Raw genomic sequence first — 17750 nt, forward strand, 5'->3', positions numbered from 1 at the left:
GTCCTGGAGATGTTATCGAAAGAGGTGCTACATATTACTGCTGGCAGGCCGCGGCACCTGGCGGTGCGGCGACCTGCCGGGCAGTCAGCTATAGACGCGGCCAAGCACCTGGCGATGGCTCTCGAACTGGTCGAGCACATCACGCACGATCTGGTCTGGGGCAAAGCCCATCAGGTCGTATTCCTGACTGCCGTCATGCAGGTAGACCTCGGCGCGGTAGAAGCGCTGGCGCAGTTCAGGCTCACCCTCGACCGGCGCCTCGCTCGGCGCGGCCATATAGCCGTCAAGGCTCACCTCATAGACGAACGGGTTGCCTTCTTCCATCATCACCCGCAAGCCCATCAGGTTGCGCGACTGGCCAACGCGGGTTTCCACCTCGAAGCCCAACGTCTGCAGCTGTGCAGCGGCTTCTTTCAACGCCGGGCTGACCTGCTTGTCCATGAAACGCTGCACCACGGCCTGGGTCGGCTGCAGTTCCAGCTGGGTCAGGCGCTCGCTGAAGCCGCGACGGCCGCGGGCGGCCAGTTCGGCGCGCTCCTGCTCGATCACCACGTCCTGCTTCATGGCCTTGTACAGGCCGAACATGAACAGCACCAGCACCACCGAGAACGGCAGGCCCGCCAGCACGACCATGGTCTGCATGGCCTCGAAGTTACCGGCAAACAGCAGGCCGATGGTCACCAGGGTGATCACCACGGACCAGAACACCACCATCCAGTGCGGGGCGTCTTCGTCGACCTTGCCGCCTTTGCACGACAGGTTGGCCATCATCACCGCGCCGGAGTCGGCCGGGGTGAGGAACAGCACGAAACCGACGAACACCGCCACACCAATCACGATCTTGGCCGCCGGGAAGTATTCCAGCAGTTGGTAGATCGACATCGACGGCTGTTCCAGCGCAGTCTTGCCCAGTTCCACAGCGCCCTGGTTGATCACCAGGTCCAGTGCGGTATTGCCGAAGATCGACAGCCAGGCCAGGGTGAAGCCCAGCGGAATCAGCAGCACGCCCATGACCAACTGGCGCACGGTACGGCCCTTGGAGATACGCGCAATGAACATGCCGACGAACGGGCCCCAGGAGATCCACCAGGCCCAGTAGAACACGGTCCACAGACCCAACCAGCGCTCGGACTTGCCGGCTTCGCCTTCATACACATAAAGGTCGAAGGTTTTCAGCACGATGCCGTTGAGGTAGTCACCGACGTTCTGCACGAGGCCATTGAGCAGGTGCAGGGTTTCGCCGCCCAGCAATACGAAAATCAGCAGGCCGCTGAACAGCACGATGTTCAGGTTGGACAGGCGACGAATGCCGTTTTCCACACCCGAGACCGCAGCCACGGTGGCCACACCGGCCATGACCAGAATCACCACCAGCAGGTTGGTCTTGCTGTGGTCCATGCCGAACAGGTATTCCAGGCCCGAAGAGACCTGCATCGAGCCGATACCCAGGTTGGTCACCAGGCCAAGCAGGGTGACGAACATGCCGAAGATGTCGACGGCATTGCCGGCAGCACCCTTGACCCAACGCTCGCCCACCAGCGGGTACAGCGCCGAGCGCAGTGCCAGCGGCTGGTTGTGGCGGTAAGCGAAGTAACCCACGGCCAGGCCGACCAGGGCATAGATCGCCCAGCCGTGCAGGCCCCAGTGCAGGAAGGTCAGCTGCAAGCCCTGGCGAGCGGCCTCGAGGCTGGCCGGTGTGCCTTCCGGGGGATTGAAATAGTGGTCCAGCGGCTCGGAAGCGCCGAAGTACAGCAGCGAAATACCGATACCGGACGAGAACAGCATGCCGGCCCAGGCGCCATAGCTGAAGTCCGGCTGGTCGTCCTTGCCACCCAGCTTGAGGCTGCCGTAGTCGGAGAAAGCCAGGTAGACGACGAACAGCAGGTATCCGCAGATGACCAGCATGTAGTACCAGCCAAAGGTACGCGTCAGCCACTTCTGGGCCACGCCCAGCACTTGGCCGGCAGTTTCGGGTGCAGCGATCAGCAAGGCAGTCAGAACAAGGATCATCAGCGCGGAGGTGAAGAACACCACGCGGTTGACCCGTACCCTCTCGGCGGGGGGCTTGATAAGTGAGGCAGAACTCATTGCACGAATGCTCCGGGCAGTGCGGCTGTGGAGGCTAATCAGTCTTTCCCGAGCAATTGGTGGAATATCCCCACTGCATCAGGTGTTATAAAAGAACCCTGGAAACCGTGATCCCGAATCGATACGTTGCCAAAAACAGACAGGTGGCCTGCTGAAAATGCCACGCCTCAACGGAGGTGCGCGCATTCGTCACAGAGCACCCCGCCCGCTCCAAGGGCCTGCCGCAGGACCAATGACCGTACGGCAGAATCTGCATTTCGCATCGCTCACGCCCGTCAACGCCTTGTATTCCGGGGGTTACACGATTTCCTGGGGTGTCAATCCGTGCCTTCTCGACCGCCTGAAAAACTGTCAATGGCACAAATTGTCGCAGAGCTTATTCTTTATTGATTGAACGTTCAATCAAAACAAAATAGACTGGCCTTCGCCGAGTCAGCCGCCTGTCGTCTGCTCGCAGGCCTGAGGAGATAGCAAGATGCCCAAGGTCGGTATGCAACCCATCCGGCGCCAGCAGTTGATCGAAGCCACCTTGCAGGCGGTCGATCAGGTCGGACTGGGGGACGCCAGCATTGCGCTGATTGCCCGTTTGGCCGGTGTGTCGAACGGCATCATCAGTCACTACTTTCGGGACAAGAACGGCCTGATCGCAGCGACGATGGGTTACATCATGAGCATGCTCAACGAAGGCGTCAGAGCACGTCGCCAGGCCCTGAAAGACGACAGCCCGCGCGCTCACCTGAAAGTGATCATCGAGGGCAACTTCGATGCCAGCCAGGTAAACGGCCCGGCAATGAAAACCTGGTTGGCCTTCTGGGCTTCCAGCATGCACCAGCCCGATTTGCACAGGTTGCAGCGGATCAACGACCACCGCTTGTATTCCAACCTGTGCTGCCAGTTCCGCCGCGTCCTGCCGCTCTACCATGCGCGCAAGGCAGCCCGCGGTCTGGCAGCCCTGATCGACGGTTTGTGGCTGCGTGGCGCCCTGTCGGGTGATGCATTCGACACCGACCAGGCGGTACGGATTGCTTACGAATACATGGAACTACAACTGGCCAAGCAGCACACCCTGGGCACAAACGACCAGGCTGCTGACCATGCGCGCAGGGCCCTTGCCAACCCGGCAGGAGCATGACGCGCAAGCCAAACCACACACTGCACTTGCGAGGACACTATGGCCCGTTTCGGAACGCAAAAACTCTACATTGATGGCGCTTACGTCGACGCTGGCAGCGATGCCACTTTCGAAGCCATCAACCCGGCCACTGGCGAAGTCCTCGCCCACGTACAGCGTGCTACCGAGGCAGACGTCGAGAAGGCCGTGGAAAGCGCCGAGCGTGGCCAGAAGATCTGGGCCGCGATGACCGCCATGCAGCGTTCGCGCATCCTGCGCCGCGCCGTCGACATCCTGCGCGAGCGCAACGACGAGCTGGCCATGCTGGAAACCCTGGACACCGGCAAGTCTTACTCCGAAACCCGCTACGTCGACATCGTCACCGGCGCCGACGTGCTGGAATACTACGCAGGCCTGGTCCCGGCCATCGAGGGCGAGCAGATTCCGCTGCGCGAATCGTCCTTCGTCTACACCCGCCGCGAGCCGCTGGGCGTGACTGTGGGCATCGGTGCCTGGAACTACCCGATCCAGATCGCCCTGTGGAAATCTGCCCCGGCCCTGGCCGCTGGTAACGCGATGATCTTCAAACCGTCGGAAGTCACCTCGCTGACCACTCTGAAACTGGCCGAGATCTACACCGAAGCCGGCCTGCCAAACGGCGTGTTCAACGTTCTGACCGGTAGCGGCCGCGAAGTCGGCACCTGGCTGACCGAGCACCCGCGCATCGAAAAAGTGTCGTTCACCGGCGGCACCACCACCGGCAAGAAAGTCATGGCCAGCGCCTCCAGCTCTTCGCTGAAGGAAGTGACCATGGAACTGGGCGGCAAATCGCCACTGATCATCTGTGCCGACGCCGATCTGGACAAGGCCGCTGACATCGCCATGATGGCCAACTTCTACAGCTCGGGCCAGGTGTGCACCAACGGTACCCGCGTATTCATCCCAGCTGAAATGAAGGCGGCCTTCGAAGCCAAGATCGCCGAGCGCGTTGCCCGCATCCGCGCTGGCAACCCGGAAGACGAAAACACCAACTTCGGCCCGCTGGTCAGCTTCCAGCACATGGAAAGCGTGCTGGGCTACATCGCCAAAGGCAAGGAAGAAGGTGCCCGCGTCCTGTGCGGCGGCGAGCGTCTGACTGCCGGTGACTTCGCCAAAGGTGCCTTCGTTGCCCCGACCGTGTTCACCGACTGCACCGACGACATGACCATCGTCAAGGAAGAGATCTTCGGCCCGGTGATGAGCATTCTCACCTACGAAACCGAAGAAGAAGTGATCCGCCGTGCCAACGACACCGACTACGGCCTGGCCGCCGGCGTCTGCACCAACGACATCACCCGCGCCCACCGCATCATCCACAAGCTCGAAGCCGGTATCTGCTGGATCAACGCCTGGGGTGAATCGCCGGCCGAAATGCCGGTAGGTGGCTACAAGCAGTCGGGCGTCGGCCGTGAAAACGGCGTCAGCTCGCTGGCTCAATACACTCGCATCAAGTCGGTCCAGGTCGAGTTGGGCGGCTACACCTCGGTTTTCTGAACCCTGTCTAGCCACGCCCGTGCCACCGCGCACGGGCGTACCCGCTCCCCGATCACCGCCAACACGAGGGTACTTTCATGTCCCAAGAATTCGATTACATCATCGTCGGTGCCGGCTCGGCCGGTAACACCCTGGCGACCCGCCTGACCGAAGACGCCGGCGTCACCGTCTTGCTGCTGGAAGCCGGTGGCCCCGACTACCGCTTCGACTTCCGCACCCAGATGCCAGCCGCCCTGGCCTTCCCGCTGCAAGGCCGCCGCTACAACTGGGCTTACGAGACCGACCCAGAGCCGCACATGGACGGCCGCCGCATGGAATGTGGCCGTGGCAAGGGCCTGGGTGGCTCGTCGCTGATCAACGGCATGTGCTACATCCGCGGCAACGCCATGGACTTCGACGGCTGGGCAGAACTGCCAGGCCTGGAAGACTGGACCTACCTCGACTGCCTGCCGTACTTCCGCAAAGCCGAAACCCGTGACATCGGCCCTAACGACTACCACGGCGGTGACGGCCCGGTCAGCGTTGCTACGCCAAAGGCCGGCAACAACCCGCTGTTCCACGCCATGGTTGAAGCTGGCGTGCAAGCCGGTTACCCGCGCACCGAAGACCTCAACGGCTACCAGCAGGAAGGCTTCGGCCCGATGGACCGTTCGGTGACCAAGAATGGCCGCCGCTCCAGCACCGCCCGTGGCTACCTTGACCAAGCCAAGAAACGCCCGAACCTGACCATCGTCACCCACGCCCTGAGCGACCGCGTGCTGTTCGACGGCAAGCGCGCCGTAGGCGTGACCTACCTGGTCGGCGACAGCGAAGAGCGCGTTGAAGCCCGCGCCCGCAAGGAAGTGATCGTCAGCTCTGGCGCCATCGCTTCGCCGCAGCTGCTGCAGCGCTCCGGCGTCGGCCCGCGCGCCCTGCTGGAAAGCCTCGACATCCCGGTTGTGCACGACCTGCCGGGCGTTGGTGAAAACCTTCAGGACCACCTGGAACTGTACCTGCAGTACGCCTGCACCCAGCCGGTATCGCTGTACCCATCGCTGCTGTGGTGGAACCAGCCGGCCATCGGTGCCGAGTGGTTGTTCAATGGCACCGGCATCGGCGCCAGCAACCAGTTCGAGGCCGGTGGTTTCATTCGTACCCGCCCTGAATTCAAGTGGCCGAACATCCAGTACCACTTCCTGCCGGTTGCGATTAACTACAACGGCTCCAATGGTGTGAAGGAACATGGCTTCCAGGCGCACATGGGCTCCATGCGCTCGCCTGCCCGTGGCCGCATCCAGGCCAAGTCGAAAGACCCACGCCAGCACCCGAGCATCCTGTTCAACTACATGTCCACCGAGCAGGACTGGCAGGAATTCCGTGACGGCATCCGCCTGACCCGTGAAATCATGGCCCAGCCAGCGCTGGACCCATACCGTGGCCGCGAAATCAGCCCGGGCCCCGACGTGCAAACCGACGAGCAGCTGGACAAGTTCATCCGCGAGCACGCCGAAACCGCCTTCCACCCATCCTGCTCGTGCAAGATGGGCACCGACGACATGGCCGTGGTCGATGGCGAAGGCCGCGTGCATGGCATGCAGGGCCTGCGCGTGGTCGATGCCTCGATCATGCCACTGATCATCACCGGTAACCTCAACGCCACCACGATCATGATTGCCGAGAAGATTTCGGACAAGATCCGTGGTCGCAAGCCACTGCCGCGCAGCACCGCCAAGTACTACGTGGCAGGGGATGCACCAGTGAAAGGCAAGCCGATGCGTGAAGTGAAGCAGGGCTGAGGCCTTGATCAGGGGCCGCACAGCGGCCCCTTTCACGTTTGCTCAGGCGGGCAGCGCAAAGAAAGCTTCCCTGCCACTGATCTGCCTGACCAGCCGCTCTCGCCCCGCTGTCGCGGTGGCATGGTGGCGAAGCACATGGCCCGCCGCCCGGCGCGCCAGATTGTGCAAATCAGGAAATTGCCCGAGCAGGCACTGAGCCACCTAGGCGAGGAAAATGGTTTCTTTGCCATTCATGTTACTCAGCTGCCTGACAGTGGGCGAACATTACAGCCGCACGCCGCAACGACGATGCGGTAGCGCTTTACAGCCTGCGTCGGCCTCAGGTTAGAATCGATTGGCACGCGACCTGCTAGCTTTTGCTGAAAAATGCGCTACCAAGTCCCTCCCCCTCGCTGTCTCGGAGTACCTGCCTTTGGATGCAAGCACCATCAACAGCCTGTTCCTGATCGGCGCATTGCTGGTGGGTGCAAGTATCCTGGTCAGCTCGCTGTCGTCGCGCCTGGGTATCCCTATTCTGGTCATCATCCTCGCCGTCGGCATGCTCGCCGGTGTCGATGGTGGCGGCATCATCTTCAACAATTACCCAACCGCCTACCTGGTGGGCAACCTGGCACTGGCCGTCATCCTGCTTGACGGCGGCCTGCGCACGCGGGTAGCAAGCTTTCGCGTAGCGCTTTGGCCGGCGCTGTCGCTGGCCACGGTCGGGGTAATGATCACCACCGCCCTCACCGGCCTGGTTGCCGCCTGGCTGTTCCAGCTCAGCCTGATCCAGGGCCTGCTGATCGGCGCCATCGTCGGCTCCACCGACGCCGCTGCAGTGTTCTCGCTGCTCGGCGGCAAAGGCCTGAACGAACGGGTTTCTGCTACCCTCGAGATCGAGTCGGGCAGCAACGACCCAATGGCGGTGTTTCTCACGGTCACCTTGATCGACATGATCGCCAGCGGCGAGACCGGCCTGCATTGGAGCCTGCTGGGCCACGTGCTGCGTGAGTTCGGTATCGGCGCGCTGGTTGGCCTGGGCGGCGGCTGGCTGATGCTGCAACTGGTCAACCGCATCAATCTGGCCGGCGGCCTGTACCCCATTCTGGTAGTGGCCGGCGGCCTCGTGGTGTTTTCGCTGACCAACGCCCTGCATGGTAGCGGCTTCCTCGCCGTATACCTGTGCGGCCTGGTGCTGGGCAACAGGCCGATCCGTAGCCGCCATGGCATCCTGCATATGCTCGACGGCATGGCCTGGCTGGCCCAGATCGGCATGTTCCTGGTGCTGGGGTTGCTGGTCACGCCGCACGACCTGCTGCCCATCGCCCTGCCAGCACTGGGCCTGGCGCTGTGGATGATCCTGGTGGCGCGGCCACTGTCGGTGGTTGCTGCCCTGCTGCCGTTCAAGGCTTTCCACGGCCGTGAAAAGGGCTTCATTTCGTGGGTCGGCCTGCGCGGTGCGGTACCGATCATTCTGGCGGTGTTCCCGCTGATGGCGGGCCTGCCAGACGCCCAACTGTTCTTCAACCTGGCCTTCTTCATCGTGCTGGTATCGCTGCTGGTGCAAGGCACCAGCCTGCCGTGGATGGCCAAGCTGTTGAAGGTGACGGTACCGCCAGACCCGGCGCCGATCTCCCGTTCCGCCCTTGAGGTGCACATCACCAGCGAGTGGGAAATGTTCGTCTACCGTCTGGGCGCAGAAAAATGGTGCATCGGTGCCGCCCTGCGCGAACTGAAAATGCCCGAAGGCACGCGGATTGCCGCGCTGTTCCGTGGCGAGCAACTGCTGCACCCGTCGGGCAGCACCGTGCTGGAAGTTGGCGACATGCTCTGCGTGATCGGCCACGAGCACAACCTGCCTGCCTTGGGCAAACTGTTCAGCCAGGCGCCGCAACGTGGCCTGGACCTGCGTTTCTTCGGCGACTTCGTGCTCGAAGGCGATGCCGAACTGGGTGCAGTGGCGGCGTTGTACGGCCTGAAACTCGATGGCCTCGACGCGAAAATGCCGCTGGCGCAGTTCATCCGACAGAAGGTCGGAGGCGCTCCAGTAGTAGGGGACCAGGTCGAATGGCATGGCACGATCTGGACCGTGGCAACCATGGACGGGAACAAGATCCAGAAAGTAGGCGTCAGATTCCCCGAAGGAACGCGACCCGGACCAGGATTGTTCCTCTAAACTTCGTTTCAGCCGGATCCACAAGTAGCCTGCCTATGTCCCTGCGCGTGTACCTTCGCACAGCCCTGCTCGGGTTGTGCCTGTCCCTTTCTTTTGCGGCTACTGCGGCAGAAGCCCCGACCACCGCCAGCATCCAGAACAGCCTCGACAAGATCGCCGAGCGCAAGCTGCCCGAGGCAGACCAGAAGGCGCTGCAGCAGGTGCTCGAACAAACGTTGAGCCTGCTTGCTGCCAAGGAAGATAGCGAGAAGAAGCTTGCTGCACTGAAGCAGCAGTTGAGCAGTGCCCCCAAAGAGACCAGTGACAGCCAGAAGGAGTTGGCCAGGCTCAAGGAAACCAAGGCACAACCGGTGGCCCAGCGCTACGCCAACCTCACCGTGCCACAGCTTGAACAGATGCTCAGCGAACGCAACACGCAGCAGGGCGAACTGCAAAAGGCGCTGTCTGAAGCCAACAGCCTGATCATCAACTCGCAAACCCGCCCCGAACGCGCCCAGGCCGAGATCAGCAGCAGCCAGACCCGCAGCCAGCAGATCAACAACATCCTCAAAACCGGCAAGGACGGCGGCAAATCCATCAATGCCGACCAACGCAACCAGCTCAACGCCGAGCTGGCCTCGCTCAACGCGTTGACCCTGCTGCGCCGCCAGGAGCTGGCCGGCAACAGCGTGCTGCAAGACCTCGGCAATGCGCGTCATGACCTGCTGGTCGAGCGTGCTGCGCGCCTGGAGCAGGAAATCCAGGACCTGCAGACGCTGATCAACGACAAACGCCTGGCCCAGTCCCAGGAAGCCGTCACCCAGCAGTCGATCGAGGCTCAGAAGGCCGGCGGCAGCAGCCTGCTGGCCACTGAGAGCGCGATCAACCTCAAGCTTTCCGACTACCTGCTCAAAAGCACCGATCGCCTCAACGAATTGACCCAGCAGAACCTGCGCACCAAGCAGCAGCTCGACAGCCTGACCCAGGCCGACCAGGCGCTTGACGAGCAGATCAACGTGCTCAAGGGAAGCCTGCTACTGTCGAAGATCCTTTATAAGCAGAAACAGACCTTGCCGCACCTGAAGGTCGACCGCGACCTGGCCGACCAGATCGCCGACACCCGCCTGTACCAGTTCGAAGTCAACCAGCAACGCGAGCAGATGAGCAGCCCGGTCACCTACGTCGACAAGCTGCTGGCGGCGCAACCGCAGGAAGATGTGACCCCGCAGCTGCGCAAGGCCCTGCTGGATGTAGCCATCACCCGCAGCGACCTGCTGGAGCGGCTGAGCCGCGAACTGTCGGCGCTGCTCAACGAATCGATCACCCTGCAACTCAACCAGAAGCAGCTGCTGGGCACTGCGCAGAGCCTACGCACCACCCTCGACGAGCAAATGTTCTGGATCCCCAGCAACAAGCCGCTGGACTGGGACTGGCTGCAATACGTGCCAGAGCGCCTGGCCGACCAAGTCGCCAAACTGCCGTGGGGTTCCGGCCTGAAAGAGCTGGCCGATGGCCTGAGCCAGCGCCCGCTGCTGTTCCTGCCACTGCTACTGGTGATCGGTGCGCTGCTGTGGCGGCGCAAATACCTTTACCAACGGTTAGGCAAAGTGCACCAGGATATCGGCCACTTCCGCCGAGACAGCCAATGGCACACGCCCCAGGCAATCCTTATCAACATTCTGCTGGCGATGCCGGTCAGCCTTGGCCTGGCGCTGTGCAGCTATGCCCTGCAGATCGACGCCCGTGGGCAGAACGCCAACCTGGGCGCCGCACTCTGGCAGCTGGCCCAGGCCTGGCTGGTGTTCTACACCGCCTATCGCATCCTCGCTCCCGGTGGCGTGGCGGAAGTCCACTTCCGCTGGCACAAACCACAGGTCGAGTTCCTGCGCGGCTGGGTTCGCCGCTTGGGCACCGTGGTGCTGGCACTGGTCGGCGTGGTGGCGGTGGCCGAGCACCAGCCTTCGGCACTGGCAGACGACGTGTTGGGCATCGGCGTGGTACTGACCTGCTATGCGCTGATGGCCTGGCTACTCAGTCGCCTGCTGCTCAGCAGCCCGGCACACCGTGACACCTCGCTGTTCCGCAGGGCCGTGGGCGTAGCATTCACCGCCCTGCCCATCGCCCTGTTCGTCGCCGTGTGCTTCGGCTACTACTACACGGCACTGAAGCTTACCGACCGACTCATCTACACCCTGTACCTGCTGCTGTTCTGGTTGGTGATCGAAGCCGCCTTCGTGCGCGGCCTGTCGGTGGCTGCACGACGCCTGGCCTACCAGCGTGCGTTGACCAAGCGTGCAGCGGCCAAGGAAGGCCTGGATGGCGAAGTCATCACCGAAGAGCCAACACTGGATATCGAACAGGTCAACCAGCAGTCGCTGCGCCTGATCCGCCTGGCCCTGCTCGGCGGCTTCATCGCCGGCCTGTACTGGGTATGGGCCGACCTGATCTCGGTGTTCGCCTACCTCAACAACTTCGTCCTCTACGAATACACCAGCGGCACCGGCGCCGCCGCCAGCATGGTACCGATCAGCCTCGGCGACCTGCTCGGCGCACTGGTGATCGTCGGCATCACCTTCGCCCTGGCCGGCAACTTGCCAGGCCTGCTGGAAGTACTGGTGCTGTCACGCCTGAACCTCGCCCAAGGCAGTGCCTACGCCACTACTACGTTGCTGTCGTACACCATCGTCGGCATCGGCATCGTCAGTACCCTGTCGACCCTCGGGGTGAGCTGGGACAAGCTGCAATGGCTGGTGGCCGCGCTGTCAGTAGGCCTGGGCTTCGGCATGCAGGAAATCTTCGCCAACTTCATCTCCGGCATCATGATCCTGTTCGAGCGCCCGGTACGGATTGGCGACACCATCACCATCGGCAACCTGTCGGGCACGGTAAGCAAGATCCGCATCCGTGCCACCACCATCACCGACTTCGACCGCAAGGACATCATCGTCCCCAACAAGACCTTCATCACTGGCCAACTGATCAACTGGTCGCTGACCGATACGGTCACCCGGGTGACACTGAAGCTGGGCATCGACTATGGCTCAGACCTCGACCTGGTGCGTGACCTGCTGCTCAAAGGCGCGCATGAGAACCCACGCGTGCTCAAGGACCCGGAACCGATCGTGTACTTCCTCAACTTCGGCGAAAGCTCGCTGGACCACGAACTGCGCATGCACGTCCGTGACCTGGGCGACCGCAACCCGACACTGGACGAGATCAACCGCTACATCAACCGCGAGTTCAAGGTCCACAACATCAAGATCTCGGTGCGCCAGGTAGAGGTATTCTTGATGGACGCGAAGGGCGGCAAGCAGCAATTGATTCCGATGGAACAGCCGAAATCGGATGGCACTGCTTCGGCCTGAATAGGCTCGAATACTTTATTGTGTGCAAAATGGCTGCGAGGGCTTCGCCCTCGTTCGCGGGTGAACCCGCTCCTACACAGGGACCGCACTGCTTTCAGGCGCTGCATGTTCTTTGTAGGGGGGCAGCCGCGAAGGGCCGCCAAGTGGCCCCATTGGCACCGATTCCAAGGAGCAGTCCCGTGAAAGCCCTCGACCAACTCACCTTCGACAACCGCTTCGCCCGTCTGGGCGATGCGTTCTCCACCCAGGTGCTGCCCGAACCCATTGCAGACCCGCGCCTGGTGGTAGCGAGCGAGTCGGCCATGGCCTTGCTCGACCTCGACCCCGCCCAGGCCGAACTGCCGGTGTTCGCCGAGCTGTTCAGCGGCCACAAGCTGTGGGAAGAGGCCGACCCTCGGGCGATGGTTTATTCCGGCCACCAGTTCGGCTCGTACAACCCACGTCTGGGCGACGGCCGTGGCCTGCTGCTGGCCGAAGTGCTCAACGACGCTGGCGAACACTGGGACCTGCACCTCAAGGGCGCCGGCCAGACCCCCTACTCCCGTATGGGTGATGGGCGCGCTGTGCTGCGCTCGTCGATCCGCGAGTTCCTCGCTTCCGAAGCCTTGCACGCCCTGGGCATCGCCACCAGCCGGGCGCTGTGCGTGATCGGTTCCAGCACCCCGGTGTGGCGCGAAACCCGTGAAAGCGCGGCCATGCTGACGCGTCTGGCGCAGAGCCATGTGCGTTTCGGCCATTTCGAGTACTTCTACTACACCAAGCAGCCCGAGCAGCAGCGCGTGTTGATCGACCACGTGCTCGAACAACACTATCCCGAATGCAGTGACGCCGAGCAGCCCTACCTGGCCATGTTCCGCACCATCGTCGAGCGCAATGCCGAACTGATCGCCCGCTGGCAGGCGTATGGCTTCTGCCACGGCGTGATGAACACCGACAACATGTCGATCCTCGGCATCACCTTCGACTTCGGCCCGTACGCGTTTCTGGACGACTTCGATGCCAACTTCATCTGCAACCACTCCGACGACCGTGGCCGCTACAGCTACGCCAACCAGGTGCCCATCGCCCACTGGAACCTCAGCGCGCTGGCCCAGGCACTGACCACCGTGATCGAAGTTGAGCCGCTGAAGGAAGCGTTGGGCCTGTTCCTGCCGCTGTACCAGGCCCATTACCTGGACCTGATGCGCCGGCGCCTGGGGCTGACCACGGCCGAAGATGACGACATGGGGCTGGTCGAGCGCCTGCTGCAGTGCATGCAACGCGGTGGCGTGGACTACAACCTGTTCTTCCGCAAACTGGGTGAGCAGCCGGTGGCTGAGGCACTGCAGGTAGTGCGTGATGACTTTATCGACCTGGCCGGTTTCGATGCCTGGGGCGCAGACTACCTGGCCCGCTGTGGGCGTGAACCCGGCAATGCCGAAGGCCGCCGTGAGCGGATGCATGCGGTGAACCCGCTGTACGTGCTGCGCAACTACCTGGCGCAGAAAGCCATCGAAGCGGCCGAGGCGGGGGATTACAGTGAAGTTCGACGGCTGCACCAAGTCCTGGCCAGACCTTTTGAGGAGCAGCCCGGGATGCAGGCCTACGCCGAGCGACCGCCAGAGTGGGGCAAACACCTGGAAATCAGCTGCTCTTCCTGATTAGCACCGCTCCCACAAGGAAACCGTGAACCCAACACCGGAGATGAAATGACCGACCCACTGGTAATCCCCTGCCCCCACTGCAACGGCCTCAACCGCCTGCCCGCCGAGCGCCTGGGCGATGCGCCGAAATGCGGTCGCTGCAAAAAGGATGTGCTGTTGAGCACCCCCTTCGAACTGACTGAAGCCAGCTACGCCAGCCAGATCAAAGGCGACCTGCCGCTGCTGGTCGACATCTGGGCCGACTGGTGCGGCCCGTGCAAGTCATTCGCCCCCACCTTCGAAGAGACCGCTCGGCAACTTGCTGGCCGCTGCCGCCTGGCCAAGCTCGACAGCGAAGCCAACCGTAACCTCGCAGGGCAACTGGGCATACGCTCGATCCCCAGCCTGCTGCTGTTCAAGAACGGCCGCGAAATTAGCCGCCAAGCCGGGGCGTTTCCACTCCAGTCATTGCTGGAGTGGCTGCGTAGCCACGGGGTTTAAGCGTTCTCTTCAAGCAGCGAATGCAACTCGACAAACTGCTGAGTCAGCTTGTGCCGCGGTTCCAGGTGAATCAGCGGCAGGCTGGCGTGATGCGATTCGCGCATTTTCACCGAACTGCCCAAGTACACCGGCAGCACCGGCAACCCTTCGGCCAGCAGTTCGTCGAGCATCTGCTGTGGCAGGCTGGCACGTGACTGGAACTGGTTGACCACGATGCCTTCGACCATCAGGTCTTCGTTGTGGTCTTCCTTGAGGTCTTCGATCTCGGCCAACAGGCCATACAAGGCCTGGCGAGAGAAGCTGTCGCAGTCAAAGGGGATCAGCACGCGATCAGCAGCGATCAGCGCAGAAACTGCGTAGAAGTTCAGTGCCGGCGGGGTATCGATATAGATCCGCTCGTAATCCTCGTCCAGTGCGTCGAGCAGCTTACGCAGCTTGTTGATCTTGTGCTTGGCCTCCAGCTTCGGCTGCAGGTCGGCCAGCTCGGCAGTGGCGGTGACCACATGCAGGTTGTCGAACGGGGTTTCGTAGATATCGACCTTGTTCTTCTTGCTGAACGGCCCGCTGGAAAGGCTTTGCTTGAAGAAATCGGCAATGCCCATGGGGATGTCCTCGCCGGTCAGGCCGGTGAGGTATTGGGTCGAGTTCGCCTGGGCATCCAGGTCGATCAACAAGGTCCGGTAACCTTCATTGGCACTGACCGCCGCCAGGTTGCAGGCAATGCTCGACTTGCCTACGCCACCTTTTTGATTGAACACCACGCGCCGCATGCTTGACCTCCGTGTATCAACGAATGCCCGAGTATGTGGCGGCATGGGGGCAATGACCAGTGCCATTTGACCGGCATCACGCCTGACCGACCACCTGTCCTGTCAACAACTCGGTAAATGCCTTGGCCATCACCGAATGACCGCGCTCGCGCTGCACCAGCCACACCGCCGTCATCGCCTCTTCATCGAGCAAGGTACGGTACACCACCCCTTCTATGCGCATGCGCTGGAACGAAGCCGGCAACACCGACACCCCCAGCCCCGCCGAGACCAGACCGATGATGGTCATCGCTTCACCTGCCTCTTGCGCAAAATGGGGGCTGAAACCCGCATGCCGCGCCAGGCTCAGCAATTGTGCATGCAAACCGCTGCCATAACTGCGCGGGAAGAACACGAAGGGCTCAGGGGCCAACGCCGCCATGTAGACGCCTTGCTCAGTGCCTTCGGCCAGCGGATGCGAGGCATTGATCACCGCCACCAACGGTTCTCGGAACAACTCGGTGGCCACTAACCCCTCCGGCAGCGGCATCGGCCGCATCAACCCCACCTCGATGGACTCGTCGAATACCCCTTCGGCAACGTCACGGCTGCTCATTTCCTTGAGGTTCAAGTGCACCGCCGGAAAGCGCTGACGGAAGGCATGAATGGCCTTGGGGATTTTCGAGGTGAACGGGGCCGAGGAGGTGAAACCGATTTTCATCTCCCCCAGCTCGCCCAACTGCGCACGCCGGGCTACATCCGCAGCCTTCTCAACCTGCGCCAATACCTGGCGCGCTTCCTCGAGGAACAATCGACCGGCCTCGCTCAGTTCGACACGACGGTTGGTACGCTCGAACAGCCGGGCCCCTAGCTCCTGCTCCAGAGCCTGGATCTGCTGGCTCAAGGGCGGCTGGGAAATACCCAACTGCTGGGCGGCGCGGCCAAAGTGCAGCTCTTCGGCCACAGCAATGAAGTAACGCAGATGACGCAGTTCCATGATCCGCTCCAAATAAGTCGCCAGACGTCTCAAATAGGTCGAACAATATATTGGATCTAATCGTTAGGCAGCTATATGCTTTTTTCATTGCGCCAGAGGTACCCTCCCGTGAAAACTGCAGTAGCCCCCCTCCTCCTTGAGCCAAAGCCTGCCATCCTGAGCGAAATGTGGATCGAAAAAGGCACACCCGCCTTCATGAAAACCGTGCTGGCCTTGTTCAGCGGCGGGTTCGCCACCTTCGCCTTGCTGTACTGCGTACAGCCGATGATGCCTCTGCTATCCAGTGAGTTTGCCATCAACGCGGCACAGAGCAGCCTGGTGCTGTCGGTGTCCACCGCCATGCTGGCGTTCGGCCTGCTGATCACCGGCCCCATTTCTGACCGCATCGGACGCAAGCCCGTGATGGTGTTCGCGCTGGTCTGCGCCGCCCTGTCCACCTTGGCCAGCGCCGTGATGCCCAGCTGGGAGCTGGTACTGGCCACCCGCGCCTTGGTCGGCCTGTCGCTGAGCGGCCTGGCAGCAGTGGCGATGACCTACCTGAGCGAAGAGATCCACCCGCAGCACATTGGCCTGGCCATGGGCCTGTACATCGGCGGCAACGCGATTGGCGGCATGAGCGGGCGGCTCATCACGGGCGTATTGATCGACTTCGTCAGCTGGCACACGGCGATGCTGACCATTGGCGGCCTGGCCCTGGTGGCTGCGCTGGTGTTCTGGAAGGTGCTGCCGGAGTCACGCAATTTTCGCGCACAGACGATGAACCCGCGCAGCCTGCTGGACGGTTTTGTCATGCACTTCAAGGACGCCGGCCTGCCCTGGCTGTTCCTTGAAGCCTTTCTGCTGATGGGCGCCTTCGTCACCTTGTTCAACTACATCGGCTACCGCCTGCTGGCCGAGCCCTACCACATGAACCAGGCACTGGTCGGCTTGCTGTCGGTGGTCTACCTGTCAGGCATCTACAGTTCGGCACAGGTCGGCGCCCTGGCGGACAAACTGGGCCGGCGCAAGGTGTTCTGGGCCAGCATCGTGGTAATGGCGAGTGGCTTGCTGATGACACTGGCCAGTCCACTGGTGATGGTGATCGTGGGCATGCTGGTGTTCACCTTCGGCTTCTTTGGTGCGCACTCGGTGGCCAGCAGCTGGATCGGCCGCCGGGCGCTGAAGGCCAAGGGACAGGCGTCGTCGCTATACCTGTTCTGCTACTACGCCGGCTCCAGCGTGGCCGGTACGGCGGGCGGAGTGTTCTGGCACCAGTGGGGCTGGAACGGGATCGGGCTGTTCATTGGCAGCTTGCTGGCGGCGGCATTGCTGGTGGCGTTGCACTTGAGCAAGCTACCACCCAAAACGGTGTGATGCATTCGTGGGCACGCCCGCGCCCACAACCTGCGGGAGCGGGCGTGCCCACGAAGAGGCCATCAGATCAGTTGATGATCTCGACAATATCCACATCCACTTCCCGGCTCATCAGGTGCTTTTCCACCTCACCGGTCAGCTTCACCTTGGTCTTGTCGTTGAACGGCGTCGGCGGCAGGTCCTCATCGTCGATCTCGACAGTGATGGTGCCGGTGTTGTCCTTGAACTCGTACTTGTCGTCGTTGTTGATCTTCTTGGTCACGAACCCCTGCAGTACAACCGGGGTGTCATCGGCAGCGTCATTGGCGGCGGCAACAGTGGTTACCGACTGGGCGCCAGGGCCGGTGTAGCCAGCGGCAAATGCGCCAGTGCTGAACAAGGGAGCGAAGATGAGGGCGAGATAACGGATTTTCATGATAATCGGGTCCTGTTTCGGTTTCGATGGGACCAGATTAGAGACGATCGCTGAATTCAAACTTAACGTACAAAAAACCCGGCATCGAAGCCGGGTTTACTGTGCAG

General features: G+C 62.0%; 12 protein-coding genes. 8 read left to right on the plus strand and 4 right to left on the minus strand.

All coding sequences use genetic code 11. The features are described 5' to 3' along the window. Positions 1 to 84 precede the first annotated feature (84 nt). The gene (locus ACF8GF_RS12350; protein WP_370844375.1) at positions 85 to 2088 is read right to left on the minus strand and encodes a BCCT family transporter; all 2004 of its coding nucleotides are present in this window, start codon (positions 2086 to 2088) and stop codon (positions 85 to 87) included. Positions 2089 to 2563: 475 nt separating this feature from the next. On the opposite strand from ACF8GF_RS12350, the gene betI reads away from it, so the two are divergent. The 7 genes from betI to trxC all read left to right on the plus strand — a co-directional run bounded on the left by betI (position 2564) and on the right by trxC (position 14129). After that, a complete protein-coding gene (gene betI, locus ACF8GF_RS12355) occupies positions 2564 to 3220 on the plus strand; it encodes a transcriptional regulator BetI (RefSeq protein ID WP_209969470.1) in 657 nt (218 codons plus the stop codon). A gap of 39 nt (positions 3221 to 3259) precedes the next feature. Further along, a complete protein-coding gene (gene betB / locus ACF8GF_RS12360) occupies positions 3260 to 4732 on the plus strand; it encodes a betaine-aldehyde dehydrogenase (protein ID WP_392487859.1) in 1473 nt (490 codons plus the stop codon). Between the two features lie 77 nt (positions 4733 to 4809). After that, positions 4810 to 6507 carry a choline dehydrogenase gene (betA, locus tag ACF8GF_RS12365; protein WP_176684798.1) on the plus strand — a complete coding sequence of 566 codons (1698 nt, stop codon included), beginning with the start codon at positions 4810 to 4812 and terminating at the stop codon, positions 6505 to 6507. A 412-nt stretch (positions 6508 to 6919) separates the two neighbouring features. Next, on the plus strand, positions 6920 to 8662 hold the full coding sequence (locus tag ACF8GF_RS12370) for a potassium/proton antiporter (protein ID WP_021783701.1): 1743 nt from the start codon (positions 6920 to 6922) through the stop codon (positions 8660 to 8662). 35 nt (positions 8663 to 8697) lie between these two features. Continuing rightward, positions 8698 to 12006: a mechanosensitive channel MscK gene (gene mscK / locus ACF8GF_RS12375; protein WP_392487860.1), complete on the plus strand. Its 3309-nt coding sequence runs from the start codon at positions 8698 to 8700 to the stop codon at positions 12004 to 12006. Positions 12007 to 12185: 179 nt separating this feature from the next. Further along, entirely contained in the window at positions 12186 to 13646 is a 1461-nt protein-coding gene (gene selO / locus ACF8GF_RS12380) for a protein adenylyltransferase SelO (RefSeq protein ID WP_392487861.1), read from the plus strand. A gap of 48 nt (positions 13647 to 13694) precedes the next feature. After that, positions 13695 to 14129 (plus strand): thioredoxin TrxC, encoded by a 435-nt coding sequence (gene trxC / locus ACF8GF_RS12385; RefSeq protein ID WP_176684795.1) that lies wholly within the window; start codon positions 13695 to 13697, stop codon positions 14127 to 14129. Here trxC and ACF8GF_RS12390 read toward each other — a convergent pair. Then, positions 14126 to 14899, minus strand: a complete 774-nt coding sequence (locus ACF8GF_RS12390; RefSeq protein ID WP_176684794.1) for a ParA family protein — start codon at positions 14897 to 14899, stop codon at positions 14126 to 14128. The genes trxC and ACF8GF_RS12390 overlap by 4 nt on opposite strands. 76 nt (positions 14900 to 14975) lie before the next feature. Next, a complete protein-coding gene (locus ACF8GF_RS12395) occupies positions 14976 to 15875 on the minus strand; it encodes a LysR family transcriptional regulator (RefSeq protein ID WP_176684793.1) in 900 nt (299 codons plus the stop codon). Between the two features lie 165 nt (positions 15876 to 16040). Between ACF8GF_RS12395 and ACF8GF_RS12400 the strand changes: the two genes are divergently transcribed. After that, positions 16041 to 17228 carry an MFS transporter gene (locus tag ACF8GF_RS12400; RefSeq protein WP_245355316.1) on the plus strand — a complete coding sequence of 396 codons (1188 nt, stop codon included), beginning with the start codon at positions 16041 to 16043 and terminating at the stop codon, positions 17226 to 17228. A 67-nt stretch (positions 17229 to 17295) separates the two neighbouring features. Here ACF8GF_RS12400 and ACF8GF_RS12405 read toward each other — a convergent pair whose 3' ends face one another. Further along, positions 17296 to 17643 (minus strand): YgiW/YdeI family stress tolerance OB fold protein, encoded by a 348-nt coding sequence (locus ACF8GF_RS12405; RefSeq protein ID WP_176684791.1) that lies wholly within the window; start codon positions 17641 to 17643, stop codon positions 17296 to 17298. Positions 17644 to 17750: the final 107 nt, after the last annotated feature.

Origin of the sequence: Pseudomonas sp. yb_5 (assembly GCF_043103865.1) — a bacterium.
GTDB lineage: Bacteria > Pseudomonadota > Gammaproteobacteria > Pseudomonadales > Pseudomonadaceae > Aquipseudomonas > Aquipseudomonas putida_Y.